The 24,991-nt window shown below is 62.7% G+C and carries 26 protein-coding genes; 14 read left to right on the top strand and 12 right to left on the bottom strand.

Annotated features, from left to right (window positions below):
* Positions 1-56 precede the first annotated feature (56 nt).
* Positions 57-674: a TetR/AcrR family transcriptional regulator gene (locus FEZ60_RS26600; RefSeq protein WP_033236702.1), complete on the bottom strand. Its 618-nt coding sequence runs from the start codon at positions 672-674 to the stop codon at positions 57-59.
* A gap of 71 nt (positions 675-745) precedes the next feature.
* Here FEZ60_RS26600 and FEZ60_RS26595 point away from each other — a divergent pair, with 71 nt between their 5' ends.
* The 3 genes from FEZ60_RS26595 to FEZ60_RS26585 are packed head-to-tail and all read left to right on the top strand — an operon-like array spanning position 746 to position 4,114.
* Positions 746-2,320 carry an NAD(P)/FAD-dependent oxidoreductase gene (locus FEZ60_RS26595; protein ID WP_172937446.1) on the top strand — a complete coding sequence of 525 codons (1,575 nt, stop codon included), beginning with the start codon at positions 746-748 and terminating at the stop codon, positions 2,318-2,320.
* Positions 2,317-3,147 (top strand): SDR family NAD(P)-dependent oxidoreductase, encoded by an 831-nt coding sequence (locus FEZ60_RS26590; protein ID WP_045069520.1) that lies wholly within the window; start codon positions 2,317-2,319, stop codon positions 3,145-3,147. Before FEZ60_RS26595 ends, FEZ60_RS26590 begins: the two co-directional genes overlap by 4 nt.
* Positions 3,148-3,181: 34 nt before the next feature.
* Positions 3,182-4,114: an alpha/beta hydrolase fold domain-containing protein gene (locus tag FEZ60_RS26585; protein WP_172937445.1), complete on the top strand. Its 933-nt coding sequence runs from the start codon at positions 3,182-3,184 to the stop codon at positions 4,112-4,114.
* Here the strand turns inward: FEZ60_RS26585 and FEZ60_RS26580 are convergent.
* Positions 4,108-5,004 carry a glycine betaine ABC transporter substrate-binding protein gene (locus tag FEZ60_RS26580; RefSeq protein WP_172937444.1) on the bottom strand — a complete coding sequence of 299 codons (897 nt, stop codon included), beginning with the start codon at positions 5,002-5,004 and terminating at the stop codon, positions 4,108-4,110. The genes FEZ60_RS26585 and FEZ60_RS26580 overlap by 7 nt on opposite strands.
* 153 nt (positions 5,005-5,157) lie before the next feature.
* On the opposite strand from FEZ60_RS26580, the gene FEZ60_RS26575 reads away from it, so the two are divergent.
* Genes FEZ60_RS26575 through FEZ60_RS26560 form a run of 4 tightly spaced genes read left to right on the top strand, consistent with a single transcriptional unit; the run spans position 5,158 to position 8,624 of the window.
* Complete coding sequence (locus FEZ60_RS26575) at positions 5,158-6,099, top strand: ABC transporter substrate-binding protein (RefSeq protein ID WP_141486246.1); 942 nt, start codon at positions 5,158-5,160, stop codon at positions 6,097-6,099.
* 5 nt (positions 6,100-6,104) lie between these two features.
* Positions 6,105-7,250: an ATP-binding cassette domain-containing protein gene (locus FEZ60_RS26570; RefSeq protein WP_045069515.1), complete on the top strand. Its 1,146-nt coding sequence runs from the start codon at positions 6,105-6,107 to the stop codon at positions 7,248-7,250.
* A 4-nt stretch (positions 7,251-7,254) separates the two neighbouring features.
* Positions 7,255-7,938, top strand: coding sequence for an ABC transporter permease subunit (locus FEZ60_RS26565; protein WP_033236696.1), 684 nt, complete (start codon positions 7,255-7,257; stop codon positions 7,936-7,938).
* Entirely contained in the window at positions 7,935-8,624 is a 690-nt protein-coding gene (locus FEZ60_RS26560) for an ABC transporter permease (protein ID WP_172937443.1), read from the top strand. Before FEZ60_RS26565 ends, FEZ60_RS26560 begins: the two co-directional genes overlap by 4 nt.
* A 69-nt stretch (positions 8,625-8,693) precedes the next feature.
* On the opposite strand, the gene FEZ60_RS26555 is transcribed toward FEZ60_RS26560, so the two are convergent.
* The 4 genes from FEZ60_RS26555 to FEZ60_RS26540 all read right to left on the bottom strand — a co-directional run bounded on the left by FEZ60_RS26555 (position 8,694) and on the right by FEZ60_RS26540 (position 12,058).
* Positions 8,694-9,887 carry an NADP-dependent malic enzyme gene (locus tag FEZ60_RS26555; RefSeq protein WP_045069512.1) on the bottom strand — a complete coding sequence of 398 codons (1,194 nt, stop codon included), beginning with the start codon at positions 9,885-9,887 and terminating at the stop codon, positions 8,694-8,696.
* Positions 9,888-10,184: 297 nt separating this feature from the next.
* Entirely contained in the window at positions 10,185-10,589 is a 405-nt protein-coding gene (locus FEZ60_RS26550) for a hypothetical protein (protein WP_033234421.1), read from the bottom strand.
* A gap of 3 nt (positions 10,590-10,592) precedes the next feature.
* Positions 10,593-11,204, bottom strand: a complete 612-nt coding sequence (locus tag FEZ60_RS26545) for a MarC family protein (protein ID WP_045069511.1) — start codon at positions 11,202-11,204, stop codon at positions 10,593-10,595.
* Positions 11,204-12,058, bottom strand: coding sequence for a PHP domain-containing protein (locus FEZ60_RS26540; protein WP_033234423.1), 855 nt, complete (start codon positions 12,056-12,058; stop codon positions 11,204-11,206). The genes FEZ60_RS26545 and FEZ60_RS26540 overlap by 1 nt, the downstream gene beginning before the upstream one ends.
* 120 nt (positions 12,059-12,178) lie before the next feature.
* On the opposite strand from FEZ60_RS26540, the gene FEZ60_RS26535 reads away from it, so the two are divergent.
* Both FEZ60_RS26535 and FEZ60_RS26530 read left to right on the top strand, forming a co-directional pair.
* Complete coding sequence (locus FEZ60_RS26535) at positions 12,179-13,249, top strand: magnesium and cobalt transport protein CorA (protein ID WP_045069510.1); 1,071 nt, start codon at positions 12,179-12,181, stop codon at positions 13,247-13,249.
* A 136-nt stretch (positions 13,250-13,385) separates the two neighbouring features.
* Entirely contained in the window at positions 13,386-13,838 is a 453-nt protein-coding gene (locus tag FEZ60_RS26530; RefSeq protein WP_033234597.1) for an SRPBCC family protein, read from the top strand.
* Positions 13,839-13,857: 19 nt separating this feature from the next.
* Here FEZ60_RS26530 and FEZ60_RS26525 read toward each other — a convergent pair whose 3' ends face one another.
* From FEZ60_RS26525 to FEZ60_RS26510, 4 genes are all read right to left on the bottom strand, one after another.
* On the bottom strand, positions 13,858-14,442 hold the full coding sequence (locus FEZ60_RS26525; RefSeq protein WP_033234425.1) for a suppressor of fused domain protein: 585 nt from the start codon (positions 14,440-14,442) through the stop codon (positions 13,858-13,860).
* Positions 14,443-14,513: 71 nt separating this feature from the next.
* A complete protein-coding gene (locus FEZ60_RS26520; RefSeq protein WP_172937442.1) occupies positions 14,514-15,620 on the bottom strand; it encodes a crosslink repair DNA glycosylase YcaQ family protein in 1,107 nt (368 codons plus the stop codon).
* 32 nt (positions 15,621-15,652) lie between these two features.
* Positions 15,653-16,147 (bottom strand): general stress protein, encoded by a 495-nt coding sequence (locus FEZ60_RS26515; protein ID WP_033234426.1) that lies wholly within the window; start codon positions 16,145-16,147, stop codon positions 15,653-15,655.
* Between the two features lie 106 nt (positions 16,148-16,253).
* Positions 16,254-17,216 carry a CoA ester lyase gene (locus FEZ60_RS26510; protein ID WP_033234427.1) on the bottom strand — a complete coding sequence of 321 codons (963 nt, stop codon included), beginning with the start codon at positions 17,214-17,216 and terminating at the stop codon, positions 16,254-16,256.
* Positions 17,217-17,306: 90 nt separating this feature from the next.
* Between FEZ60_RS26510 and FEZ60_RS26505 the strand changes: the two genes are divergently transcribed.
* The 5 genes from FEZ60_RS26505 (at position 17,307) to FEZ60_RS26485 (ending at position 22,906) form a co-directional block, all read left to right on the top strand.
* Positions 17,307-18,593, top strand: coding sequence for a CBS domain-containing protein (locus FEZ60_RS26505; RefSeq protein WP_033234428.1), 1,287 nt, complete (start codon positions 17,307-17,309; stop codon positions 18,591-18,593).
* Entirely contained in the window at positions 18,590-19,138 is a 549-nt protein-coding gene (locus FEZ60_RS26500; RefSeq protein WP_045069506.1) for a DUF1003 domain-containing protein, read from the top strand. The genes FEZ60_RS26505 and FEZ60_RS26500 overlap by 4 nt, the downstream gene beginning before the upstream one ends.
* 114 nt (positions 19,139-19,252) lie before the next feature.
* A complete protein-coding gene (locus tag FEZ60_RS26495) occupies positions 19,253-20,713 on the top strand; it encodes a lytic murein transglycosylase (RefSeq protein ID WP_346343417.1) in 1,461 nt (486 codons plus the stop codon).
* Positions 20,714-20,884: 171 nt separating this feature from the next.
* Positions 20,885-21,745: a lytic murein transglycosylase gene (locus FEZ60_RS26490; protein WP_092807244.1), complete on the top strand. Its 861-nt coding sequence runs from the start codon at positions 20,885-20,887 to the stop codon at positions 21,743-21,745.
* 24 nt (positions 21,746-21,769) lie between these two features.
* Positions 21,770-22,906: an Mrp/NBP35 family ATP-binding protein gene (locus FEZ60_RS26485; RefSeq protein WP_033234431.1), complete on the top strand. Its 1,137-nt coding sequence runs from the start codon at positions 21,770-21,772 to the stop codon at positions 22,904-22,906.
* 10 nt (positions 22,907-22,916) lie between these two features.
* On the opposite strand, the gene tatB is transcribed toward FEZ60_RS26485, so the two are convergent.
* The gene (gene tatB, locus FEZ60_RS26480; RefSeq protein WP_033234432.1) at positions 22,917-23,351 is read right to left on the bottom strand and encodes a Sec-independent protein translocase protein TatB; all 435 of its coding nucleotides are present in this window, start codon (positions 23,349-23,351) and stop codon (positions 22,917-22,919) included.
* Between the two features lie 73 nt (positions 23,352-23,424).
* Positions 23,425-24,924 carry a trypsin-like peptidase domain-containing protein gene (locus FEZ60_RS26475; RefSeq protein WP_095888539.1) on the bottom strand — a complete coding sequence of 500 codons (1,500 nt, stop codon included), beginning with the start codon at positions 24,922-24,924 and terminating at the stop codon, positions 23,425-23,427.
* Between the last annotated feature and the right edge of the window lie 67 nt (positions 24,925-24,991).

The raw sequence follows: 24,991 nt of genomic DNA, 5'->3' as shown, positions 1-24,991 counted from the left end.
CGGGCCTCACATTCCGTACGGAGTGTGAGGCCCGGCCTTTTCTCTGTTCGCCGGTGCTATCGCAGCAGTTCCGGCGTGACGGTCAGCCCTGCGGCAGCGGACGCAAGAGCGGGCAGAGCGTTCACCGTGAGCTCGATGAGTTCTTCGCGGCTGATTGCCGGGGATCGGAGCCAGCTGATGGTTGCTTCCTCGACAAACGCGATCCAGCCTCGTACTGCCAGCTCGACCTGCGGTGTTCTCGGCAACCCGATGGTGGGTAGCTGATCGAGAGTTCGCGCCGCCATGACGTCGCGGGTCTGTTCGAACACTTCTCGCATGTGCGGATCTCCGCTGGCGGTTCCCCGCAACAACGAGACATACGTAGTGCGATTTTCAGTGACGTAATCGACGTACGATGCCAGAACCGACCGTAATGTCGCGATCGGATCATCGGTTTCGATTGGCTCGGTTCGGGCGAGCATCTGTTGGCTGGTGTGCCGGACTATCGCTAGGTGGAACTCGCTTTTGGACGCGAAGTAGTGGAACAGCAAGCCTCGGGAGACACCGGCTTGATCGGCAATGTCTTCGACCGATATCTGTTCGAGTGGCCGTTCGGCGAGCATGCGAGCGCCGAGGTCGATCAGTTGCGCTCGGCGTTCGTCCGGACTCAGTCGCGTGCGCTTGGCTCCGTCCATAATCGACAGACTACTGAATAAACGTCAATAAGCTATTGACCGTTCGTCAACAACGGCATATCGTTCCATACATGAGTCTCCCAGTTACAGATACTTCAGCATCTGCCGCGGATACGCGCTACGTGAACACGCTGATCATCGGCAGCGGTTTTGCCGGTCTCGGCGCTGCCATCAAACTGGCGCAGGCCGGGATCACCGACTACGTAGTTGTCGAGCGAGGCAACGACGTCGGCGGAACCTGGCGTGACAACAGCTACCCGGGCGCTGCGTGCGACGTGCCGTCGCATTTGTACTCGTACTCGTTTGCACTCAACCCCGAGTGGACGCGTTCCTTCTCCACTCAGCCCGAGATCTACAAGTACATCCAGTCCGTCGCAAACCGTCACAAGGTACTGGACAAGCACATCTTCGGCTGCGACGTTCTCTCCGCGCACTGGGACAACGATCGCGCACACTGGAAGGTCTCCACCACCAAGGGCGAGTTTGTCGCCAAGATCGTCGTGTCGGCTGTAGGCGCTCTGTGCGAGCCCGCCCTCCCCGACATCAAGGGCATCGACGGCTTCAAGGGCGAGATCTTCCACTCCTCACGCTGGAACCACGACGCCGACCTGACCGGCAAGCGCGTCGCCGTTATCGGCACCGGAGCGTCGGCCATCCAGATCGTCCCGGCCATCGGCAAGAAGGTGTCACAGCTCGACGTGTACCAGCGCACCGCGCCGTGGATTCTGCCCCGCGCAGATCGCGAGTACACCAAGATCGAGCACCTCGCGTTCAAGTACCTCCCCGGTTTCCAGAAGCTGTGCCGCACCGGCATCTACTGGATGCGCGAGACCCAGGTTGTCGGCCTGGCAAAGGCGCCGATCTTCATGAAGCCCCTGCAGTTTGCCGCCGAGCGTCATCTCAAGGCCCAGATCAAGGACAAGGCCCTTCGCAAGAAGGTCACCCCCAACTTCCAGATCGGCTGCAAGCGCATGCTGATCTCCAACAACTACTTCCCCACCCTTGCCCAGGACAACGTCGACCTGGTGACAGAAGGAGTCGAGGAAGTTACCGCCACCGGCATCGTGTCGAAGACGGGAACCACGCGTGAGATCGACGCCATCGTCGTGGCCACGGGTTTTCACGTCACCGACTCCCCCACCTTTGCGGGAATCTTCGGCAAGGACGGACGCTCGCTCGCCGAGGTCTTCGAGGACACCGGCATGCAGGGATACAAGGGCGCAGCCGTTGCCAACTTCCCCAACATGTTCTTCCTCGTCGGCCCCAACACCGGTCTCGGCCACTCGTCCATGGTGTTCATGATCGAATCGCAGCTCAACTACCTCGTCGACGCGATCGCCACCATCGACAAGTACGACATCGGCACCATCGAGGTTCGCAGCGACAAGCAGGAAAAGTACAACAATGACCTGCAGGCAGCGATGTCCAAGAGCGTCTGGAACAACGGCGGTTGCGCCAGCTGGTACATGGACAAGCACGGAAACAACACCACCCTGTGGCCCGGTTTCACCTTCCAGTTCCGCAATGCCACCAAGCATTTCGACCTCGCGGCGTACCGTAGCGTCGCCACGTCCGATCTCGGCGCAGTCGGCACCGGAACCACATCACAGATCGACCTCGACGACGAGAAAGCAGTAGCACAATGAGTGATTTTGTTGGCAAGGTTGTTGTCATCACCGGAGCGGGATCGGGTATCGGCCGCGCACTCGCACTGAACCTGGCCGGGCAGGGTGCGAAGTTGGCGATCTCCGACGTCGACACCGTCGGCCTCACCGAGACCACCCGCCTCGTGGAAGCTCTTGGTGCCCAGGTAAAGTCGGACCACCTCGACGTCACCCAGCGCGAAGCGGTTCTCGAGTACGCCGACGCGGTTGCCGCCCACTTCGGCAAGATCAACCAGATCTACAACAATGCGGGTATCGCGTACCACGGCACTTTCGAGAAGTCCGAATTCAAGGACTTCGAACGCGTCATGGATGTCGATTTCTGGGGAGTTGTCAACGGCACCAAAGCATTCCTGCCGCATGTCATCGCATCCGGCGACGGCCACATCATCAACATCTCGAGCCTGTTCGGCTTGCTGTCGATGCCCGGTCAGAGTGCATACAACTCGGCAAAGTTTGCAGTTCGCGGCTTCACCGAGTCACTGCGCCAGGAGATGCTGATCGCCAAGAGCCCGGTGAAGGTGACCTGCGTGCACCCCGGCGGAATCAAGACGGCCATCGCGCGCAACGCCACTGCCGGACCTGGCGAGGACCTCGCGTCATTCTCCGAGTTCTTCGATCGTAAGTTGGCGCGCACCACTCCTGAGGATGCAGCCAAGACCATCGTGAACGGGGTTCGCAAGGGTAAGCCACGCGTCCTCATCGGCATGGACGCCATCGCACTCGACGCCTGGGTCCGCCTGGTCGGTTCGGGATACCAACGCGTCGTGGCCACCATCGCCGGCCGCGTGATGCCCAAGTCCCACTGAGCTTTCCACTTTCACACAGTCAGGAGCCCTGCCGGTGAGCACGTTCACCCTTCCGCTACCCGTTGTCGCTTTCTTGTTGAAGCCGTACTTCCGTCTGGCCTTCAACTCGCGACTGCCGTATCGGGTTCAGCGTTTACTGCTCGAGGCCGGAGCTCCCCTGCAGCAGATTCCAGCGGGCGCCGTTGTGCGTCCGCTGGAACTCGCCTGCCGACCCGCCGAGCGGATCACGGTCGGAGCAACCGAACGCCCGTCGGCAGTGCTCTACTTGCACGGCGGCGCCTACACGCTGGGCTCGCTGAGCACACACCGCAGCCTGGCAGCACATCTGGCACGCGAATCTTCCCGCGCTGTCTTCACGTTGGATTACCGGCTCGCTCCCGAGAATCCTTATCCCGCAGCGCTCGACGACGCCGCAGCGGCGTACATGCAACTGATCACAGAATTCGACTACCGGCCCGAGCAGGTTGCCATTGCCGGTGACAGCGCCGGCGGCGGTTTGGCGGTCGCAACGGCACTTCGCCTCATCGAGCGTCACGGCGTACAGCCCGGGGCGTTGGCACTGATCTCACCCTGGGTGGATCCCGGGGATCGCAGCGCCGGGAAGAAAGCCGATCTGGTCGTCAACACCGGCTGGTCGTTCGACGCCGCCGACGCCTACCTCGGACACGGCAACCGCACAGATCCCGGCTACGCACCCATACATGGAAACCTCGAAACACTGCCGCCCACAAGGATTCACATCGGATCGGGCGAAGTCCTCTACCCTCAGGTCGTGGAGTTCGCAGACAAACTCACCGCGGCCGGCGTCGACGTGTCACTGGTCGAATACGCACGGTTGTGGCATGTCGCGCACGCCCAGGCGTCGCTGGTCACCGAAGCCGCCGACGCGGTAGCCGATCTGGGGCAATTCCTGGAATCACACGGAGCCAGGGCAGCGGACAATTCAGCCGATGCGGCCAGTCATTGACGGGTGTCCCACCAGGATCGCGCCACCGCTGACGGCGTCGCCTGCCCGCGTCGGACCTGGTCGATCATCGCGGCAAGGTCTGTCGTGGACAGTTCACCCGCAACAACACTGAGCGCTTTGACTGCGGGATCACTCAATGCACCGGTCCGAAACAGTGGAACGACGTTCTGCGCAGCCAGGATGTGATCCGGATCGGCCAGCACTGTGACAGCGGTTGACTGAGCCAGAGGCGAGAGCGTCGTAGTTCCGAAGGCGGTGGGTTCGGTCGCAGCAGTGTCCGATATGTCGGCTGCCGATTGCTCGACGCGCGCAAAAGTACAGTCAGCGCCTTCCGCTAATTGTTCCAGTGCACCATCTTCGATAAACCGTGGTGATACAACGGCAACGGTCAAAGCGCACGAGGGTGCAAATGCCCCGAGGGTGCGCGACTGAGTCCCCGATGCGGAATCGCGTCCCAACGCCACGACGGCCCGGTCTTCTGCGGTTGCATAGTCTGCAACCGAAAGACCCTCAGGCAGAGAACGACTCAACGCTTCGAAGACGTCGTCGGCGGCGCGGGCCGGATTCTGCGGTTCGTAGTAAGTCAGTAGCGAACCGGTGAACTCGGGTACCAACGTCACACGCGCGGCATCGAGCGCAGCAAGTGCGTCCGACCGTCCGCCGGTGAGTTCCTCGACTCGACTTGGCACCCCCGACGACGCCAACACGGTTGCGTACACTTCGGCCAGGACCGAACCCTCCACCGACTCCCCCGACGCCACGACTACCTGCTCGGTCGGGGCACCGGCGTCGTTCCCTATCACCGAATCGCTGGTGCTGCATCCGGTCAGAACGGGCAGGACCAGCACTGCTGCAACAACTGTCGAATACCTCGCGCGTGCAGATAGCACCGAACCCTCACATTCCGTTCCCACTGATCGAATACCGTGCCTTGTCGGTACCTATCGTTACACTTGCCTGGCGATGCGCGGTAACCAGTCCTACTCGAGTGACACTCGGGTGACGGGAATGGTTGTCGACGCCCGAAACACGGAAGGACGCACATGCGCACCTCACGATTTCGTTCCAGCCGTCTGCTCGTAGCAGCGGCAACTGTCCTCTCACTCGCTGCGCTCACTGCGTGTGGCAGCAGTGACAACAGCGACAGCAGTTCGGACCCCAACACCGTCGTCGTGGGTTCGGCAAACTTCACCGAGTCCGAGATCATTGCCAACATCTATGCGGAAGCACTTCGCGTCAACGGTTTCGACGTGTCCACTTCGTTCAACATCGGTAGCCGCGAGGCCTACATTCCGGCGTTGAAGGACGGCTCGATCACCCTCATCCCCGACTACACGGGCAATCTTCTGCAGTATCTCGATCCCGCTGCCACCGCGACCAGTTCCGAGGACGTCCTGGCGGCTCTGCCGGCGGCATTGGGTAGCGAATTGGCCATCACCACGCCCGCGTCGGCGGAGGACAAAGATGCCGTAGTCGTCACCAAGGAAACGGCCGACAAGTGGAACCTGAAGACCATCGCCGACCTGGCGCCGCATTCCGCCGAGGTCAAGTTCGGCGCGCCGGCCGAATTCCAGGAGCGCCCCGTCGGCCTGCCCGGGTTGAAGGCAAACTACGGACTCGACATCTCGGCCTCCAATTTTGTCCCGATCGCGGACGGCGGTGGCCCGGCAACGGTCAAGGCACTCGCATCCGGTGACATCACCGCCGCAAACATTTTCACGACGTCGGCGTCGATTCCGGCCAACAACTTTGTTGTCCTCGAAGACCCGAAGAACAATTTCCCCGCCCAGAACGTCGTGCCGGTGCTGCGCGCATCGGCATCGTCCGACAAGCTCGCAGCCGTCCTCGACGCGGTCTCGGCAAAGCTGACCACCGAGGAACTGCTCGATCTCAACGTGGCGGTGTCCGGCGACGCCAAGACGGAACCGGCCGCAGCAGCCAAGGCGTGGATCTCGGCGCAGGGCCTCGACAAGCCGGTCTCGTAACCCACGTGATCACCTTCGAGGGAGTCACCAAGCAGTTCCCGGACGGCACCACCGCAGTTGATCGACTCGATCTCACCATCGAGGCCGAGTCGTTCACGGTGTTCGTCGGTCCGTCCGGGTGTGGCAAAACAACGTCGATGCGGATGATCAACCGGATGATCACGCCCACGTCGGGCACAATCCGCGTCGACGGCCGCGACATCTCGCAGACCGACGCGGTGACCTTGCGACTCGGTATCGGCTACGTCATCCAGAATGCCGGGCTGTTGCCGCACCGGACCGTCGTCGACAACGTCGCAACGGTTCCGGTGCTGCGGGGTGAATCTCGCCGCGCCGCACGTAAAGCCGCACTGGGTGTTCTCGAACGCGTGGGTCTCGATCCGTCACTGGCGACGCGCTACCCGGCGCAGTTGTCCGGCGGGCAGCAGCAGCGAGTGGGTGTCGCCCGCGCGCTGGCTGCCGATCCGCCGATTCTGTTGATGGACGAACCCTTCAGCGCCGTCGATCCGGTGGTTCGTGAGGACCTGCAAACCGAAATGCTGCGCCTGCAAAGCGAACTGAAGAAGACCATCGTCTTTGTCACGCACGATATCGACGAAGCCGTCAAACTGGGCGACCACATCGCGGTCTTCGGCCCGGGCGGTCGACTGCAGCAGGTGGCGGCGCCGCGCGACGTATTGGCCGCGCCGGCTACGGATTTCGTGGCCGGTTTTGTCGGACGTGATCGCGGATATCGAGGACTGTCCTTCCGCAGCGCGGACGAGGTGCCGCTGCACTCCATCCGGACGGCCACCGAGTTGGAACTGACATCCCTGAGACTCGAATTGGGTGAATGGGTGCTCGTTGTCAGCGAGTCCGGTTCACCCCTAGGCTGGATCGATGTCACCGGTGTCGAGGGCATACGCGCCGGACACACTCTGGCACAGTCGACGTCAGCCGGCGGCTCTCTCTTCGGCCCGGGCGGCGATCTTCGGCAGGCGCTCGACGCGGCCATCTCGTCACCGTCCGGAATCGGTGTTGCCGTGGATGCCGAAGGTGCGGTGATCGGCGGCATTCTGGGCTCCGAGGTTGTGGCCAAATTGGCCGAGCAACGTCGGCGCGAGGACCAGGAACGCAATCGACTCGCCTTCACCGAAGGATTCGGGGTGTAGCGGCGTGCGCTGGCTCATCGACAATTTCTCGACGGTTCTGGATTACACACGAACACACCTGTATCTCGCACTGGTGCCGTTGGCGGTGGGCTTGGTCATTGCCCTTCCCGTCGGCACGGCAATTCGGAATATCCGATGGCTGCGCCGAATCACGTTGACCTTGGCCAGCATTGCGTTCACCATTCCGTCATTGGCACTGTTTGTCACCATCCCGCAGATTTTCGGACTCAAGACACTCGATCCGCTCAATGTCATCATCGCGCTCAGTGTGTACTCCACCGCACTGCTCGTCCGCGCGGTCCCGGAAGCATTGGATTCGGTACCCGCCAACGTCATCGATGCCTCGACGGCCATCGGCTTCACCGCGCTGCGCCGGGCGTTGACCGTCGAACTTCCCCTTGCGCTGCCGGTTCTGATCGCAAATGTCAGAGTGATTGCGGTGACCAACATTTCGCTGGTGTCGGTGGGCTCGCTGATCGGAATCGGCGGTCTGGGAGTTCTCTTCAAACAGGGCTACGACCGGGACTACCCCGACCAGATCGTGGCCGGCATCATCGCCATCGTGGTCCTGGCACTGGCCCTCGATTTGATCCTGTATCTGCTCGGCAGGTTCCTGACCCCGTGGACCAGAACTCCGTCCGCATCGAAGGTCCCCGCGATCGTCACGGCCGAAGGTGAGCCGGTATGAGTATCTTCACCGGCGCCTGGGAGTACCTCACCAATCCCGACAACTGGAGCGGCGACACCGGAATCGGCACCCGAATCCTGCAGCACCTTTGGTACAGCCTGCTGGCCGTCGCCTTCGCCGCGGTGATCGCGGTCCCGATCGGCCTGATCATCGGGCATCTACGACGCGGTCAGATCGTGGTGGTCAGTCTTGTCAACGCACTGCGCTCACTACCCACGCTCGGCTTGCTGACGTTCCTCGTCCTGCTCATGGGACTGGGAGTGATGCCCCCGATCCTCGCACTGGTCATCCTCGGCATTCCGCCATTGCTAGCCGGAACGTATGCCGGCATCGCCAGTGTCGACCGTGACGTCGTCGACGCGGCGCGCGCAATGGGGATGACCGAGACGCAAGTACTGCTACGCGTCGAGGTTCCCAATGCGCTTCCGCTCATTCTGGGTGGGCTCCGAAACGCCACACTGCAAGTCATCGCGACCGCGACTGTTGCCGCCTACGTCAATCTGGGCGGCATCGGACGGTACATCTTCGACGGAATCGCGCTGTACAAGTACGACCGCGTTGTTGTCGGCGCAATCTTGGTCGCGGTGGTTGCGCTTGTCGTGGACGGCGTACTTGCACTGGTCGTGTGGGCTTCCGTCCCGGGAACCGGCAGACTGCGACGCACCCCGAACCTCGCACGCGTGTAGCTGCCCACGCAAAAACCCCGACCGAAACCTTGTGTGCGGGTTTCGATCGGGGCTTTCGAGGAGTCCCTCTTAGCTGGTCACGCCCTCAGCGTGCGCTGCGGCCGCGACGGCTTCCGCAACTGCGGTCGCCACGCGAGGGTCGAGTGGGCTCGGAACAATCTTGTCCACGGCCAACTCGTCGCCGACCACCGACAGGATCGCCTCGGCGGCAGCGAGCTTCATACCTTCGGTGATGCGACGGGCGCCGGCGTCGAGCGCGCCCTTGAACACACCGGGGAAGGCAAGCACATTGTTGATCTGGTTCGGGAAGTCACTGCGGCCGGTAGCCACGATCGCCGCGTACTTCGACGCGGTCTCCGGGTGAATCTCCGGATCCGGGTTCGAGAGCGCAAACACGATCGACTCGGGAGCCATCGACGCGATGAGCTCCTCGGGGATCTTGCCCGCCGAGACACCGAGGAAGACGTCCGCTCCGGCCAAAGCCTCGACGGCACCGCCGTGGACACTGCGCGGGTTGGTGCGCGACGCCAGCTCTACCTTGATCTCGTTGAGGTCGCTGCGCTCGCTCGAGATGATGCCCTTCGAGTCGAGCACGACGACATCGCTGATACCGGCGGCGAGCAGAATGTTCGCACACGCGACACCCGCTGCACCCGCACCGGAGATGACAACCTTGAGCGTGGTGATGTCGCGGCTCTGCACCTTCACGGCGCCCTTGAGCGCAGCAAGAACCACAATCGCGGTGCCGTGCTGATCGTCGTGCATGACGGGGCAGTCAAGTGCCTCGATGACCCGCTTTTCGATCTCGAAGCAGCGCGGCGCCGAGATGTCCTCGAGGTTGACCGCGCCGAAGCTCGGACGCAGACGGATCAGGGTCTCGACAATCGCGTCGGGATCGGTGGTGTCGAGCACCAGCGGGATGGAGTTCAGTCCGGCAAAGCTCTTGAAGAGAGCGGACTTGCCCTCCATGACGGGCAACGATGCGCGGGGTCCGATATCGCCCAGACCGAGAACCGCCGTGCCGTCACTGACGACGACAACCAGTCGGTTGGTCCACGTGTAGCGATCGGCAAGGGTCTCGTCAGCGGCGATGGCGCGGCTCACCTGAGCCACACCCGGCGTGTACGCGATCGACAGAGCGCGCTGCGTATCGAGCGGCGCGGTGGTCTCGACCGACAGTTTGCCACCGACGTGAGCGGCAAAGATTTCTTCGTCGGTCAGCTCGACCTTGGGTACGTTGATGGCTTCAGTCACAAGGGACACAATGACACTCCTGATATGACCAGCCGCACTCGGGGCTGGGTTACTGGGAAGTAGTGATCTGACGGCCGAAACAGAACGTTAGCAACGGTCAGAGTCTTTTCTTCCGTGAACAACTGCAGAGAAGAAGAGCATTCGGGTGCGCAAGAAAGTTGGCCGCAATACATCCGAAGCGTCATGGTGTTGGGCGGGTGAGCCCTGGCAGATCCATGCAATTTCTTCATGGCCGGGCTGTGGCGCCGCCTACGAAGTCCCTCCAGTTTGCCACCTGCGCGCGATCACAATCAAATCCTTCGGTCCCTAACCCCACCACTGCGTCACCAGCAGCACCCCGGCAGTTACGAGCACAACCACGGACGCGGCTATTGCGGCAACGCCGCGGCGACGGTCACAGAAGATCTGTGCGACCAGCGCCACTACCGACGCCACGATGTGCGCGGTGATCGATGTGGTGCCCGGTCCGGGAAAGCCCCGATTGCCTCCCAGATACGCCGACGCGATCACCACGACTGTGAGAACAACGATTCCAGCCGCGACGGTCCCACTGAGCGCACGCAGACCACGAATCAACGCCCACTGCTTGGTGTCCGGAGCATCGTAGTAATCGTCATAGCGGTCGTCGTAGTCGTACGAGTTGTCGTAGGCATTGTCGTCCCGGTATGCGTCGTAGCTGTTGTTGTCGTAACCGTTGTTGTCGTAAGTCACGATCTACGCTCCCGTGATGAATCCGCGGACGGACTCCGCGATGAGTTGAACGGCGATGGCGGCAAGCAGCAAACCTGCGATGCGGGCCAGCAGCGAGATTCCGCCAACACCGAGCACACGGATCAATGCGGTCGAGAATCGCAGCACTATGAACAGAACGAGATGAATCGAGATGATCGCCAAGGCGATCGCAAAGTACGACGCCGCGTCACCGTCTGCCTGGGCGACAAAGACGATGACCGCGGCGATCGCGCCGGGGCCGGCCATCATGGGCGTACCCAGCGGAACCAGGGCCACGTTGACGTCGTCGGCGCCCTGCGGACGGTTGGACGTCTTGCCGGTGAGTAGTTCGAGAGCGATCAGCAGAAGGAGCAATCCGCCGGCGCCCTGCAACGCGGGTATTCCGATGTGCAGATAGTTGAGGATTGCCTGCCCGCCGACCGCGAAGACGGAAATAACGGCGAGTGACACTGCCGGGGCCTGCCACGCCGCGCGATTACGGTCGGCACGGTCCTTGCGGCCGACCAGGGACAGGAACACCGGAATGACTCCGGGCGGGTCCATGATGACAAAGAGAGTGATGAAAACCGTGAGGTAGAGCGTCGTGTCCAACATCAGTGTTTCAGCACCTCGACGCCTGTTGCCGCCGACATCAATTCCTCGAAGTCGGCGGGGTCGGTGAGCTCGTCGCCGAGGTCGATCGTCTTGTTGTCTCCGTGGTAGTCCGATGATCCGGTCACCGCGAGGCCGAGTTCGCCGGCCAGTCCGCGAAGGAGAGTCCGATCTGCGGGCGCATGATCCGGGTGATCGACTTCGAGTCCGCCGAGTCCGGAGGCCGCCAGATCGCGAATGTGGCCTAGAGCGAGAACACGACCACGGGTGCGCGCACGACCGTGAGCGATCACCGTCACTCCCCCGGCCGCTGCGACCAGTTCAACGGCGTAGTCGATCGGCGTGTCGTATTTCGGGACGTCGTAGCGCCCGCGGGTTGCCAACAAGTCCTTGAAGGCTTCACCGATGCTCGAGACCACGCCGGCCCGCAGCAGAGCCGCTGCGATGTGCGGACGCCCCACAGAAGGACCAGCCGACGCGAGGATTTCGTCCGGGTCGATCGGCAGCCCGTCGCGGGCCATCAGAGTCGCCATCGTGCGGATTCTTTCGACCCGTTCGCCGCGTAGCCGCTCGCGTTCCTTGGCGAACTCGGGGTGGTCCGGGTCGAACAGGTACGCCAGGAGGTGCACCGCGACCGGCCACCCGTCCTCACCTTCGCCTTCGCACGACATTTCCATGCCACGGACGAGTCCGAGCCCGGCAGGCAGTGCGCGCTCCGCCTCCGCCCAGCCGGCGGTGGTGTCGTGATCGGTGAGCGCGACAACGTCGAGTCCGGAGTGGGCAGCAGCGCGCACCAGTTCGGCGGGGGTGTCCGTGCCATCTGATGCGTTTGAGTGGGTGTGAAGGTCTATTCGCACCGCTCCAGTCTGTCAGCAATCCGCAAGACCATCTCGCTCCGGTCGATTGCCTGAGATCCTGACGTACGATTGCGCGGCAGCAATAGTGCGCTTCGCCTATCTGCGGAGGGAGTAGACACAGTGCCGTCACTACCGAACTGGTCGAACGGCAAATCAGCTCCGCCACCGTTGCCGAGGATTCCCGTCCCCGCAGCTCGTGCCATTGTGGATTGTGCTGTGTACGTGGACGGCACCAGGCTCCCGGGAAAGTTCACTCACAACGCCGCTCTCGATGAAGTGCGCCGACGCGGAAAGGGATTCGTCTGGGTTGGGATCCATGCTCCCGACGAATCCCAAATGCAGGACGTGGCAAAGACTTTCGGCCTACACGAGTTGATGGTCGAGGATGCCGTCCACGCACACGAGCGACCCAAACTCGAACGCTACGACGACGTCATGTTTCTCGTCCTTCGAACCGTTGTCTACGTTCCGCACGATTCCGTGGAGACGGCTAACGAAATCGTGGAGACCGGCGAGATCATGGTGTTCGTCGGTCCGGACTTTGTCGTCACTGTTCGGCACGGTGACCATTCCGAACTGGCGAGTGTCCGCAAAGCCCTCGAACAGCTACCCGAGCGTCTCGCCATGGGACCGTGGTCCGTTCTCCATGCCATCACCGACCACGTCGTCGACACGTACCTGTCGGTGACACAACTGGTGGAGCAGGACGTCGACAACATGGAAGAGTTGGTGTTCAACCCACGTAATAGTGTGGCGGTTGAGCACATCTACCTGCTGAAACGGGAAATCGTCGAACTTCGACGGTCGGTCACCCCGCTCGGCATGCCACTCCTGCAACTGACACAACCCGCAGGCGGGTTGGTCCCCAAGGAGATCAGACGCTATTTCCGCGACGTCCGAGACCATCACACCATCGTCTCCGAACGCATCTCCGAGTACGACGAAGTACTGAGTTCGCTCGTGGACGCTGCTCTGGCAAAGATCGCGGTGCAGCAGAACACCGACATGCGCAAGATTTCGGCATGGGTGGCTATCGCGGCCGTACCGACCGGAATTGCCGGCATCTACGGCATGAATTTCGAGAACATGCCGGAACTGGGTTCGCAATACGGATATCCGATGGTGATGGTGTTCATCGCGTCGGTATGCGTCGGGTTGTTCTTTCTGTTCCGCCGAAACAACTGGCTCTGACTCTGTACTTAGCCACAGTGCAAGCGGACAATGAGTTGTGGGTACCAACACGTATCACGTGTACCCGCGGGTCCCTCGCATCGAAATCACCGCACCCGAAAAATACCTTGCCACAAGCAAATTCGGAGGAGCTACGATGCCTACAGTTGAGCAGTCAGTAATCGTTTCGCGCCCGGTTCCAGAAGTCTTTCAGTACCTCAGCACCGCTGAGAATTGGCCGAACTGGGACAACTCGATTGTCGAATCCCGGCAGATCACGGACGGCCCGATAGGAGTGGGGACCCGCTGGCAGGGAGCCAGCCGAATACTCGGCAAGCGCATCGACTGGACCGCCGAGTTCACGGAATACGATGCGCCCAAGCGAAGTTCGGCAAAGTCTGTCAAAAGCCCCGTCGCTTTCACGCTGACCACAACGTGCGAGGAAGTCGAGAAGGGCACGCGCGTCACCTATCGACTCGACAGCGAAAGTGGCCTTGGCGGAGTGTTCGGCAGAATGGCAGACCCGCTTGTCACCAAGGCATTCGGCCGATCCCAGCAGGCCAGCCTGGAGAATCTGGCCGACCTTCTCGATAACGAAGCCGCACAATAAGATCGGAGCGACGCGGCAGTTAGAGCGACGCCGCCGCTCGGTGCGGATCTCGAACGTCGATGCCCGCCTCAGCCCAGGCTTCACGTAGTGCACCTGCACCGCGCAAACGGACCCAGGCTGCTTCGGTTCCGGTTATGGGGACCACGGCGAGGAACCGAACCGGATCCATCGGCTCGGGGAGCGTCAGATCTTCAATCCCGCTGTCACTGAGAAGGACTGCAGTAAAAGCTGCGCCCTTCCACAGGGGCTCCCCGAGGTCGAGCAGCGCATCGTCGAGCAACACGATGCCCTCGACCGACGGGGCCGCCGCCAGAACAGCCAAGGTGCGCGCGATTCCCGACGCAATACCGGTGCCGCCGCGCAGCGAGAGCACCAGTTCCGCCCGAGGTCCGCGTGTGGGATCGGCGACCAGATCACCCGGATCGCCCATGGGGTGCCGCGAGCACCCCAGTGTTGCGTAGTGCACCACTGAGTCGGGAGATTCGAATCTGAGCACGTCCAGCGGCTCGACACCCAGGAACGTCACCGAGGCCGCAGCCGGCTCCGGCCCCTCGATATTGGCAACGAGGTGCGCGCGGACGGAGGACACAACACTGTCAGACACGCGTCCATCTAAGCACCATCACGGCGCTGATCGCAGCGCAGAGGCCGGGGCGCTTCAGAACGCCTGTTTTGCTAGGTGAGAATTTCGACGGATATCTCGTGCTTGGAGATCGCCGGATGCAGAAATCGCAGCAATGAACGCGCTTCCCTCTCGATGGATGACATGGCGGTTTTCGACTGCTGCGAAAACAGTGACACCGTCAATCGCGCGGTATCACCTTTCGCGGATTCTGCGGCGAATCCCACAACCTTCCCTCGTACCAGCACGGCGGGTTTGATTATTCCGTTCACCGTGAAGACCCGAGTTCGGTACTGCTCATCCATGATTCGCGAGCGATCCGCATGCGAGAGCAAAATGTTGTCGAACGGAGCCAAGATCCGGACGGGTGGTGTGCCGTCGTCCGGGCGTGGAGCGCCTGGCAGGTCGAACAGTTCCGTCCCCTTCTCGTTCACGAACGTCATCAGGTTCGGACGTAGTCGCTCGAAAACCTCTGCCAGCCTGGTTAATCCCGACCACGCCTGGGCGTCCTTCACACTCGCCGGACCGAAGGCAGCGAGATAGCGCAACACCAGGGCGTCTGGAACAGGAGTCGAATCCAGCTCTGTGCCCAGCCAACTCTCCAGCGTGGTCAACGCGGGCGGTCCCGATCTACCCCACAACCCGCGAGGCGGTACCTGGACCATCGGCAAGAGTCCCCTGATCCCGTGCGCGAGTCCTTCCGGAGAGCGCCCTGGAAAGCGTTCGGCCAGAAGCGGCCTCATCTGCATCTGCGTAAGTGGCCCCTCGGAAACAAGTTCGCGGCCGGCCTGCGCAAGAGCGGCCAGATCCATTCCGCTCAGCGCCGCCCGGTGCGCGGTGTTGGTGTGCAGATCACGGTCCATAATCGACTGAACCGTGCCACGGAAGGATGCGGCATCAGCGGCCGACATCACAAATACCGTTCCGCGCATCGCAACCAGACGCACCACCTGCCGACGCTCGATCAGTGTCGACAACTCTTCTGCCGCAAAGTTTTTGACACGGGCCCACAGAGCAAGGTACGGCGGCGTCGGGGCCTGCGCCTGCAGACCGGCCAGGTGTTCGACGGCTTCGAGGGCAGTGACGTCAGCCCGCTCCAGCAGGAACTGACGCGCAAGGGTCGCCCGACCGAGGGCGCGATCGGTCAGTACACGCGTCACGGTTCCCTCGCGCTCACCGTGCACTGAACCGATCAGATCGCGAGCTTCGCGAGGAGATCGCGGGCAGCCTCGGCGGTCTTCGGCTCACACAGCACGTCGTACCGACCGGCCACCAACTGCATGGTCGAGGCAAAATCTCGCTGGCCGCGCGTCGCTGCGTACGGGATGGTTGTTGTGATCACGCCGAAGATGATGCCGCCGACGATGCCCGTGATCAGTGGCCCGATGAAGCTGGTCGTGAAAAGACCCAGGAGAAGGCCGAAGAACACGCCCAGCCACGCGCCGGACACCAGACCGCCGCCGATCACCTTGGGCCACGTGAGCCGGCCGAGAACCCGTTCGACCTGCATCAGATTCACACCGACGATGGTGACGTCCTGGACCGAGAATTCCTGATCGGACAGGTAATCGACGGCGCGCTGCGCCTCCGCGTAGGTGGGGTACGACCCGATCGGCCAGCCCGAAGGTGGTGTCGGCAACGCTCCACGGCGCGACCCATTCGGCGATTGTGCGAGCGGATTGGACATGGGTGATCGTGCTCCTTGTTTCGGGCGCGTCATCCGTGACTGAACAACGCGAGACATACAAACCTATTGTGCCCTTTACCTACCCGATTTGTTCGACCACGGCTGATCAGGCGTGTTCTGGTGGAGTGAATTCCGTTGTCCGGGCCATACCCGCTGCCCGGCCTTTCGCGGAAATCACCAGCGCCATCTTGCGACTTGCCTCGTCGATCATCTCGTCGCCGAGCATCACGGCTCCCCGCCCACCGCCGGCCGCGGAGGTGTGGAATGCGTAGGCGTCCAAGATCAATTCAGCGCGATCGTAATCTGATTGCCTCGGGCTGAACACCTCGTTGGCCGCTTCGATCTGAGTCGGGTGCAGTACCCATTTGCCGTCGAAACCCAATGCTGCAGTGCGGGCAGCGCTGCGCGTGAACGCCTCGACGTCACGAATCTGGAGGTACGGACCGTCGATGGCCTGAACCCCGTGCGCCCGCGCAGCCATCAGAATGGTCATCAGGATGTGGTGATAGGCGTCACCACGGTCGTAGCCGTCCGGCTGCTCTCCGACCACCAGGGTGCGCATGTTCAAGCTCGCCATGAAATCTGCCGGCCCGAAGACCAACGCCTCGACCCGCGGGCTGGCCGTGGCAATCGCATCGATGTTGGTCAGGCCGATCGCGTTCTCGATCTGGGGTTCGATGCCGATTCGTCCCACTTCGAGGCCGTTGGCCTTTTCCACCTGAGTCAACAACAGATCAAGTGCCTGCACGTGGCTCGCATCGGGAACTTTGGGCAGCAGAATCGCGTCGAGGTGAGCACCCGCCCGGCCGACAACCTCGACAACATCGGCGTACGTCCATTCGGTGGTCCAGTCGTTCACCCGAACCACCTTGACCTGCTTGCCCCATCCGTCCTCGGCCAGCGCGTCACCGACGGCTTCGCGTGCGGCCTGCTTCGCCAACGGTGCGACCGCGTCTTCGAGGTCGAGGAAGATCTCGTCGGCCGGCAGTCCCTTTGCCTTGTCGATCATCTTGCGACTGCTGCCGGGAACGGCGAGAACTGATCGGCGGGATCGGTTACGTGATGTCATCTCTTTTGAGTGCCCTTCAGAGGTATCGACTCGTACGTTTTCGGCGTCTCTGTTGCAGATAATGACGCGTGAGGAATTAGCCTTGCAATCATGGCAGCAGCAGGCAAGGTATTTGCAGCCAGGCTGGCCGGCCTGGTTGTCCTCGGCCCCGACGGTGAGTCGATCGGGCGAGTGCGCGATGTCGTGATCACGGTCCGCATCGGTCGCCAGCAACCGCGGGTGCTCGGTTTGGTGATCGAAATGTTCACGCGCAAACGCATTTTCGTGCCGATGTTGCGTGTCACCGCGATCGAACCGAGTGCCGTCACACTGACGACCGGCAATGTCAGTATCCGGAGATTCACCCAGCGCCCCGGCGAAGTTCTCGCTCTTGCACAGGTACTCGATTCACATGTGCGAGTGGACGACCCGGAGTTGACCGAACTCCACGGCGTCGACGCCGTTGTTGTCGATCTGGGTATCGAATCGAGGCGCACCCGCGATTGGGTGGTGTCGAAGGTGGCGGTCCGTGGCCATCGCGGACGCCTGGGCCGCCGGGCCGCGATCCACATCGTGGACTGGCAGCACGTTGCCGGCCTTACCCAGAGTGACCTGTCACTGCCGGGGCAGGGCGTCGCCCACCTGCTGCTGCAGTACGAGGGCATGCGTCCGGCCGACGTCGCCAACGCGATGCGTGAACTTCCGGAAAAGCGCCGACACGAGCTAGCCGTAGCTCTCGACGACGAGCGTCTCGCCGACGTCGTGCAGGAACTGCCTGCCGACGATCAGACCGATCTCCTCATGCACCTCGAAGTGGAACGCGCGGCCGACCTCCTCGAGGCGATGGACCCGGACGACGCCGCCGACCTCCTGGGCGAGTTGCCCGAAACCGAGGCGGAATCGTTGCTGCAGTTGATGGACCCGCAGGACTCGGAACCGGTGCGCCGACTCCTCGAACACTCCCCCGATACGGCTGGTGGTTTGATGACGCCGGAACCAGTGGTGCTGACGGCGTCGACCACGGTGGCGGAAGCTCTCGCCCGGGCCCGCAATTACGACGTCACGCCCGCGTTGTCCAGCATGGTATTTGTCGTGCGCCCGCCGACGGCCACGCCGACCGGACGCTACCTCGGGTGTGTTCATCTGCAGAAGTTGTTACGTGAACCGCCGGCAAGCCTGGTCGGCGGAATTCTGGACAGCGACCTACCCAGTCTCGGCGCCGACGATTCGCTTGCTGTCGTGACGCGATACTTCGCGACGTACAACCTGGTGTGCGGACCGGTGGTGGACGACGAGAACCACCTGATCGGCGCGGTCACCGTCGACGACGTTCTCGATCACCTTCTGCCCGAGGACTGGCGCGAAGACGATTCCGACGACGAGGGGTTGGTCCGATGAGCGATCGGTCTTCCAGCGCCCGTCAGCGCCTAGAGACTCCCCGTGGGAGTCGGCGGTTCCACATCGACTTCGATGTCGAAGCGGTGGGCCGGGTCAGCGAGCGTATTGCGCGTTTCCTCGGCACGGGTCGCTACCTGGCGATTCAGACGATCATCGTCATCGTTTGGATCGCACTCAATGTCTTTGCGGTCAGCTTGCAGTGGGATCCCTATCCGTTCATCCTGCTCAACCTGGCGTTCTCGACGCAGGCCGCGTATGCGGCACCGTTGATCCTCCTGGCCCAGAATCGGCAGGAGAACCGAGACAAGGTCTCGCTCGAAGAGGACCGGATTCGCGCCGAACAGACCAAAGCCGACACAGAGTTCCTCGCCCGGGAACTCGCTGCTCTGCGTATCTCCCTCGGCGAAGTCGCGACTCGTGACTATCTGCGACGCGAACTCGACGAGATCAAATTGCTCCTCACCGCCGAACACGAACCGCCCCAGAAGAAGAAGCATCGCGAATCAGGTTCCTCGAAAAAGAGTCTCGACAGCCGGGATTCTTAGCTGAGGGTTTACTGAGTTTTGCTGCATAGACCGAGACCGATATGTAACGTAAGTCACAGACTCTTATATATATCGGTGGGTACTCCGAACCCGGGCTACCAGCAAAGGGGAATCGTGCGCGTACGAGGATTGATCGCAGCGTCCACGCTACTGGGGGGCCTACTCGCGGCCACCGGACCGGCAGCCCTTACCGCAGGTAGTGCCCCTGCAACGGGATCACCGATACCCATTGCGCTCGCAGGTAACGCCGTGAACGCAGCGGACAGCCCCGATTTCCTTCCGACACCTCGCACGGTGCGAACGCAACGATCGGCACCACCGAGCACTACCGCAACAACCACCGCACTGGACCCCGCAGCCGCAACAGTTGTCCTGACCTCACTGGGCATCCCCGAGATCGTCCTCAACGCCTACCGCTCCGCGGAACTGGTGATGATGACGGAGGCACCAGGCTGCGGCGTCCCGTGGCATCTTCTGGCCGGTATCGGCCGAATCGAATCGGGCCATGCCAACGGTGGACGCACCACCCCTGTCGGCACCACTGTGACGCCGATCTTCGGCCCGGTGCTGGACGGCCGCCTGGCCGGCAACCAGATCATCACCGACACCGACAAGGGCCTGATCGACGGCGACCCGACCCACGACCGCGCCGTCGGCCCCATGCAGTTCATTCCGTCGACGTGGGCGCACTACGCCAGTGACGGCAACGGCGACGGTGTTACCGATCCCAACAACGTGTTCGACGCGGCACTCTCGGCGGCCAAATATCTCTGCAGCGGCGGGCTCGATCTCCGCAACCTCGATCAGGAGACCAAAGCCGTTCTCCGATACAACAATTCCGCGGCGTACGCCGCAAACGTGATCATGTGGTCGACGGCGTACAAGAGTGGAGTCCTCCCGTCCGGATCGCTGCCGTACACCGGCGGAATCAACACCGGGAGCATCAACGCCGGTAGCTCCGACGCCACGTCCACTGCGGCCATTCTCGCTGCTGCGGCGGCAGTCGATCCGACGGCCGAGAAGAAGGACGGCGATCAGGCAACGTCCGCAGCTACTCCCGCGCCACTACTCCCCGGCCTGCCTGACATGCCGGCACTCTCGCCGGATCTCCAAGCGCTGATCCCACCCGGAGTACTCCCCACCACACCGAACCCGTCAGCACCCGGGCTGGCCTCACCCGCCGCGCCCGGTCCTGCCACCAACCCACAGGCTCCGACCGGACCGATCATCCCACTGCCCGTACTCACGTCACGCGGCCTCGTGTGGCCGATTCTGACGCCGACAGGCTGGACGTGGCCAGACGACATGTGCGTGATCCTCCCGGATCCCGTAGCACTCGCGCAGTTGCAGCCCGGAATCCACCTGCCGTGCGCCATGCCGACCGCTGAGGCGTCGACCACCGGGCCGGCCCCCGCCACCGACGCCACGACAACATCTCCGTCGTCCGTCCCGGCGACTACATCCGACGCCGCGCCCGCTGCCGTGGCGCCCTCACCCGCTGCCGCACCGGCACCCGCGCCCGCACCCGCACCCGCACCACTGCTGCCGGGTTTGCCGTTCATGCCCGTCGCATAACGGTCACGTCGCGATAACGCTCGCGCCGGAAAAATCACGATTGAACTGCGTCGACGGCACAGATCTGCCCACTTAGATCACGGTTGAGTAACGGAAGTGCAACAAATCAGGTAGCCTCGATTCCGTCATTGAACGGAAAACCCCGATTTCGGGGTCCAGGAGGCAGTAACAGTGGGTCGGCACAACAAGAAGACAGATTCGCACATCCGTCGCAACTCGGTCATCGCGCTTTCCGGCCTCATTCCTATCGGTTTGGTTACAGCAGCGAACTCCGCCGGAGCGGCATCCGATATGCCTTTCGTCAATGCCGCCAGCGCCGAAACCGCCGTAGGGTCACTCGAGACCCCGGCCACGCAGGAGCCGCAAGCTCAGATCCTTCCCGTCGCCGACCTGGCCGCAGCGCCGGTAGTTGCCGAGCCCGCCCCGCTCGCACCGGTCCAGGCCACACCCCCACTGCCCGCTTCGATGGCCGAAGGCGCCCTCGGCATCCCCAGCGTGAGCGTCGCCGCCTATCAGAACGCCGAGCGCATCCTCGCTGTCGAGAACCCCACCTGCAACATGCAGTGGACCCTGATGGCCGGAATCGGCCGCGTCGAATCCGGCCACGCCCACGACGGCAAGGACGCCGACGCAAACGGCAACCTGTTCGAGCCTGTCATCGGACTGCCCCTCAACGGCAGCCTCCCCGGCCAGGCCGTGATCATGGACACCGACGGCGGCGCACTCGACGGCGACACCGTCTACGACCGCGCAGTCGGCCCGATGCAGTTCATCCCGTCCACGTGGACGCAGTACGCCGGCGACGGCAACGGTGACGGCATCTCCGATCCGCAGAACCTCTTCGACTCGGCACTGACCACCGGAAAGTACCTGTGCGACGGCGGATTGAACATGCAGGACCTCACCCAGGCTGCCAAAGCAATCCATCGCTACAACAACTCGGCTGCCTATGTCGCCAACGTCCTGGCCTGGACTGCCGGTTACTCCACCGGCATCGTGCCCGCCGCATCGGACCTGCCTCGCATTCACTGATCTGCCGACACCTACCATGGAGTCATGTCCGCACTGACCGAGTCCGACGTTCGCTCCGCGCTCGCGCGAGTTCTCGACCCTGAGATCCGCAAACCCATCACCGAATTGGGGATGGTCAGGAACATCACGCTCGCGCAAGACAACAGCGTCGACATCGGGATCTACCTCACCACCGCAGGGTGCCCGATGCGCACCGAGATCACCGAGCGCGTCACCAAGGCAGTTGCCGACGTCGCCGGTGTTGGTGCCATTCGCGTCGAACTCGACGTGATGGACGACGCGCAGCGCACGGAACTTCGCAAGTCGCTGCGCGGCGACTCCGCCGAACCGGTGATCCCCTTCGCCCAGCCCGGCTCCCTCACCCGTGTGTACGCCGTGGCCTCCGGCAAGGGTGGCGTCGGAAAGTCCAGTGTGACAGTCAATCTCGCGGCGGCACTAGCAGCACGCGGCCTGTCCGTCGGTGTTCTCGACGCCGATATCTACGGTCATTCCATCCCTCGTATGCTCGGTACCGACGCCAAGCCAACGCAGGTCGAGAAGATGATCATGCCGCCCGTCGCGCATGACGTGAAGATGATTTCCATCGCCCAGTTCACTCAGGGCAACACCCCGGTCGTGTGGCGTGGCCCGATGCTGCACCGCGCGCTTCAGCAGTTCCTGGCCGATGTCTTCTGGGGCGATCTGGACATCCTTCTGCTTGACCTTCCGCCCGGAACGGGTGACATCGCCATCTCGGTGGCCCAGCTCATCCCGAGCGCCGAGATTCTGGTGGTCACCACTCCGCAGCAAGCAGCCGCCGAGGTTGCCGAGCGCGCCGGTGCCATCGCACTACAGACCCGTCAGCGTGTTGCCGGCGTCGTCGAGAACATGTCGTGGCTCGAACTGCCGGACGGCACCCGCATGGATGTCTTCGGAACGGGCGGCGGCCAGACGGTATCCGATCGCCTCACCAAGGCAGTCGGCGCGAAGGTTCCGCTGCTCGGCCAGATTCCGCTCGATCCGTCGGTTCGTGAAGCCGGTGACGCCGGCACGCCGATCGTGCTGAGTGCACCGGAGAGCGCTGCCGCGAAGGCATTGACGGAGATCGCGGACAAGTTGGCCGTCCGTCAGCGCGGACTCGCCGGAATGTCGCTCGGCATCAACACTGTGCGCAATATGTAGCGGGTTGCGCTCAGGTTGCGTCGAGGTCGACCGGTGGTCGCTCTCCGGCTGCGAGAGGCTTGTCCTTCGTGAGTGACATCGGTTCCTGAGCGCCACTCTGGGGCTTCACACCGCTGCCGCCCTGGGGCTTGACACCGCTTTGGGACTTCTTGTCGAAGTCTCCGGTGAAGAGGGAGTCGTCTCCGTCGAGAAGATGCTGGGTGATCACAGCGCGCGGGGTCATCCCGCGCAGCTTGTTCAGATCTGCGAGTGGTTTACGCAGATCCTCGAAGTCGGTGCCCAGTTCTTCCTTGAGCTGATTCTGGGCTCCGGAAGCATATTCACGTACCTGCCTCAGTGATCGTGTAACCCAGGAGACCGCGCCCGGAAGCCGCTCAGGTCCCAAAATGACCAGAGCCGCTACGAGGAGGATCATGAACTCGCCCCAACCGATGTTGCCAAACACAGGGCAAGCCTACTGTGTGTCCGGTTGTTGCGCGCAGGTCCGGATCAACCTCACAGCAACCTCGTAGGTTCCCTCAGTCCGAAACCGGCGTGACCGATATGTCTACCTGGCGTCCCTCGCGGATCAACGCGACGTTGACCGGCTGACCGATCGACGCGGCGTTGACCGCCACAACAAATTCGTCGGCGCCTGTCACTTGCCTGTCCCCGACCTTGACGATGACGTCACCCTCGACGATTCCGGCTTGTTGCGCCGGGCTTCCGTCACGGACGTTGGCGACCGCAGCACCACTGGTGGCGTCGTTGACGACGGTGCGAACATTGACGCCGATATCCGGGTGGCGTACCGAACCGTCACGGATGATGGCCTGCGCCACCTCGGTGACCGTGTCGATCGGGATCGCAAAACCGAGACCGACGGAACCGCCCGATTCGCTGAGCATCGCGGTGTTGATACCGATGACGCGGGCTTCCGCATCCACCAGAGCGCCACCGGAATTGCCGTGGTTGATGGCTGCATCCGTCTGGACGGCGTCGATCACCGCGTTGGTATCGGTGCCCTCTCCGGACAACCGCAACGGGCGATTCAGGGCGCTGACGATTCCGCGTGTCACAGTCTTGCTCAAACCCAACGGGGAACCGACGGCCACGACGTCGTCACCTACCTGGACGTCTTCGGAGCGCCCGAGTTGTGCAACCGTCAGATTGCTCGCCGACACCTTCAGCACCGCGAGGTCCGTCTTCACGTCGCGGCCGACAATCTGAGCGTCGGTCTTGGTGCCGTCGGAAAAGATGACCTGGATCCGAGCGTTCTGGGCCGGCGGAGCGGCCGAAGAGATCACGTGGTTGTTGGTGACAATGTATCCCTTGTCGTCGATCACGACGCCCGAACCGGTGCTTCCCTGATCGCCGACGGCAACTTGGATGGAGACAACGGACGGCAGCACCGCGTCGGCGACCTTCGCGACGTCGGATTGCGGCTGTTCACCACCACCGGATTGCACCAACGTGACGTGCGAACTGGTGAGGGAACTTCGGTCGGCAGTGATCACCGTCGCGAGCAGTCCGCCCACCAGGGCAATCACAAGTGCCATTCCGGCGAGTGCAGCCAGCGCGGATGGCGCGACCTTACGCCCGAACAGTACGTCTCGGACATCCAGTTTCGGTGCGGGAGGCAAACTTTCGGGTTGGGTTTCCTGCGCGGGCGAACCAAGAGCCACCGACGACGCCGGATCACGCCACGGGTCGTTCGGGACTTCGTCTTCGGGTTCGGATTCCGTGTCGGCTTCGGGATCACGACCGATGGATTCCGTGGCGCCCTCGGGGCGACCGAACGCCTCTGCGAGAACCGGATCGGGCGAACCGACTACAACACCGGGCGTCTGCACGCTCCGGGCAGCGGCCTGGGAGAAGGAACCGTCGACGCCGCTCGGCCTACTGAATGCCTGCTGCGACGCCGGATCGATCTGCGGCCGATACACCGGGCGGGGTTCCAGAACAGGCGCGTCTGCCGGTCGATCCACCGAACCGTTTGCCGAAGTAACCGAACCGTTCGCCGAAGTATCGGTATCCACGCCGGAATGCCCCCTCTGTCCGTCAGTCACGCGTTCCAGTATCACTGATCGGCGGATGCACGGCGTC

Source organism: Rhodococcus sp. MS16 (assembly GCF_013277795.1).
GTDB lineage: Bacteria > Actinomycetota > Actinomycetes > Mycobacteriales > Mycobacteriaceae > Rhodococcus_F > Rhodococcus_F globerula.
The sequence above is the reverse complement of the archived record's forward strand: the minus strand, read 5'-3'. Positions and strand labels throughout refer to the sequence as shown.

Coding starts and splice junctions, on each gene's coding strand:
- FEZ60_RS26600 (WP_033236702.1), bottom strand. CDS start 674: ATGGACGGAGCCAAGCGCACGCGACTGAGTCCGGACGAACGCCGAGCG.
- FEZ60_RS26595 (WP_172937446.1), top strand. CDS start 746: ATGAGTCTCCCAGTTACAGATACTTCAGCATCTGCCGCGGATACGCGC.
- FEZ60_RS26590 (WP_045069520.1), top strand. CDS start 2,317: ATGAGTGATTTTGTTGGCAAGGTTGTTGTCATCACCGGAGCGGGATCG.
- FEZ60_RS26575 (WP_141486246.1), top strand. CDS start 5,158: ATGCGCACCTCACGATTTCGTTCCAGCCGTCTGCTCGTAGCAGCGGCA.
- FEZ60_RS26560 (WP_172937443.1), top strand. CDS start 7,935: ATGAGTATCTTCACCGGCGCCTGGGAGTACCTCACCAATCCCGACAAC.
- FEZ60_RS26545 (WP_045069511.1), bottom strand. CDS start 11,204: ATGTTGGACACGACGCTCTACCTCACGGTTTTCATCACTCTCTTTGTC.
- FEZ60_RS26530 (WP_033234597.1), top strand. CDS start 13,386: ATGCCTACAGTTGAGCAGTCAGTAATCGTTTCGCGCCCGGTTCCAGAA.
- FEZ60_RS26515 (WP_033234426.1), bottom strand. CDS start 16,147: ATGTCCAATCCGCTCGCACAATCGCCGAATGGGTCGCGCCGTGGAGCG.
- FEZ60_RS26510 (WP_033234427.1), bottom strand. CDS start 17,216: ATGACATCACGTAACCGATCCCGCCGATCAGTTCTCGCCGTTCCCGGC.
- FEZ60_RS26505 (WP_033234428.1), top strand. CDS start 17,307: ATGGCAGCAGCAGGCAAGGTATTTGCAGCCAGGCTGGCCGGCCTGGTT.
- FEZ60_RS26500 (WP_045069506.1), top strand. CDS start 18,590: ATGAGCGATCGGTCTTCCAGCGCCCGTCAGCGCCTAGAGACTCCCCGT.
- FEZ60_RS26485 (WP_033234431.1), top strand. CDS start 21,770: ATGTCCGCACTGACCGAGTCCGACGTTCGCTCCGCGCTCGCGCGAGTT.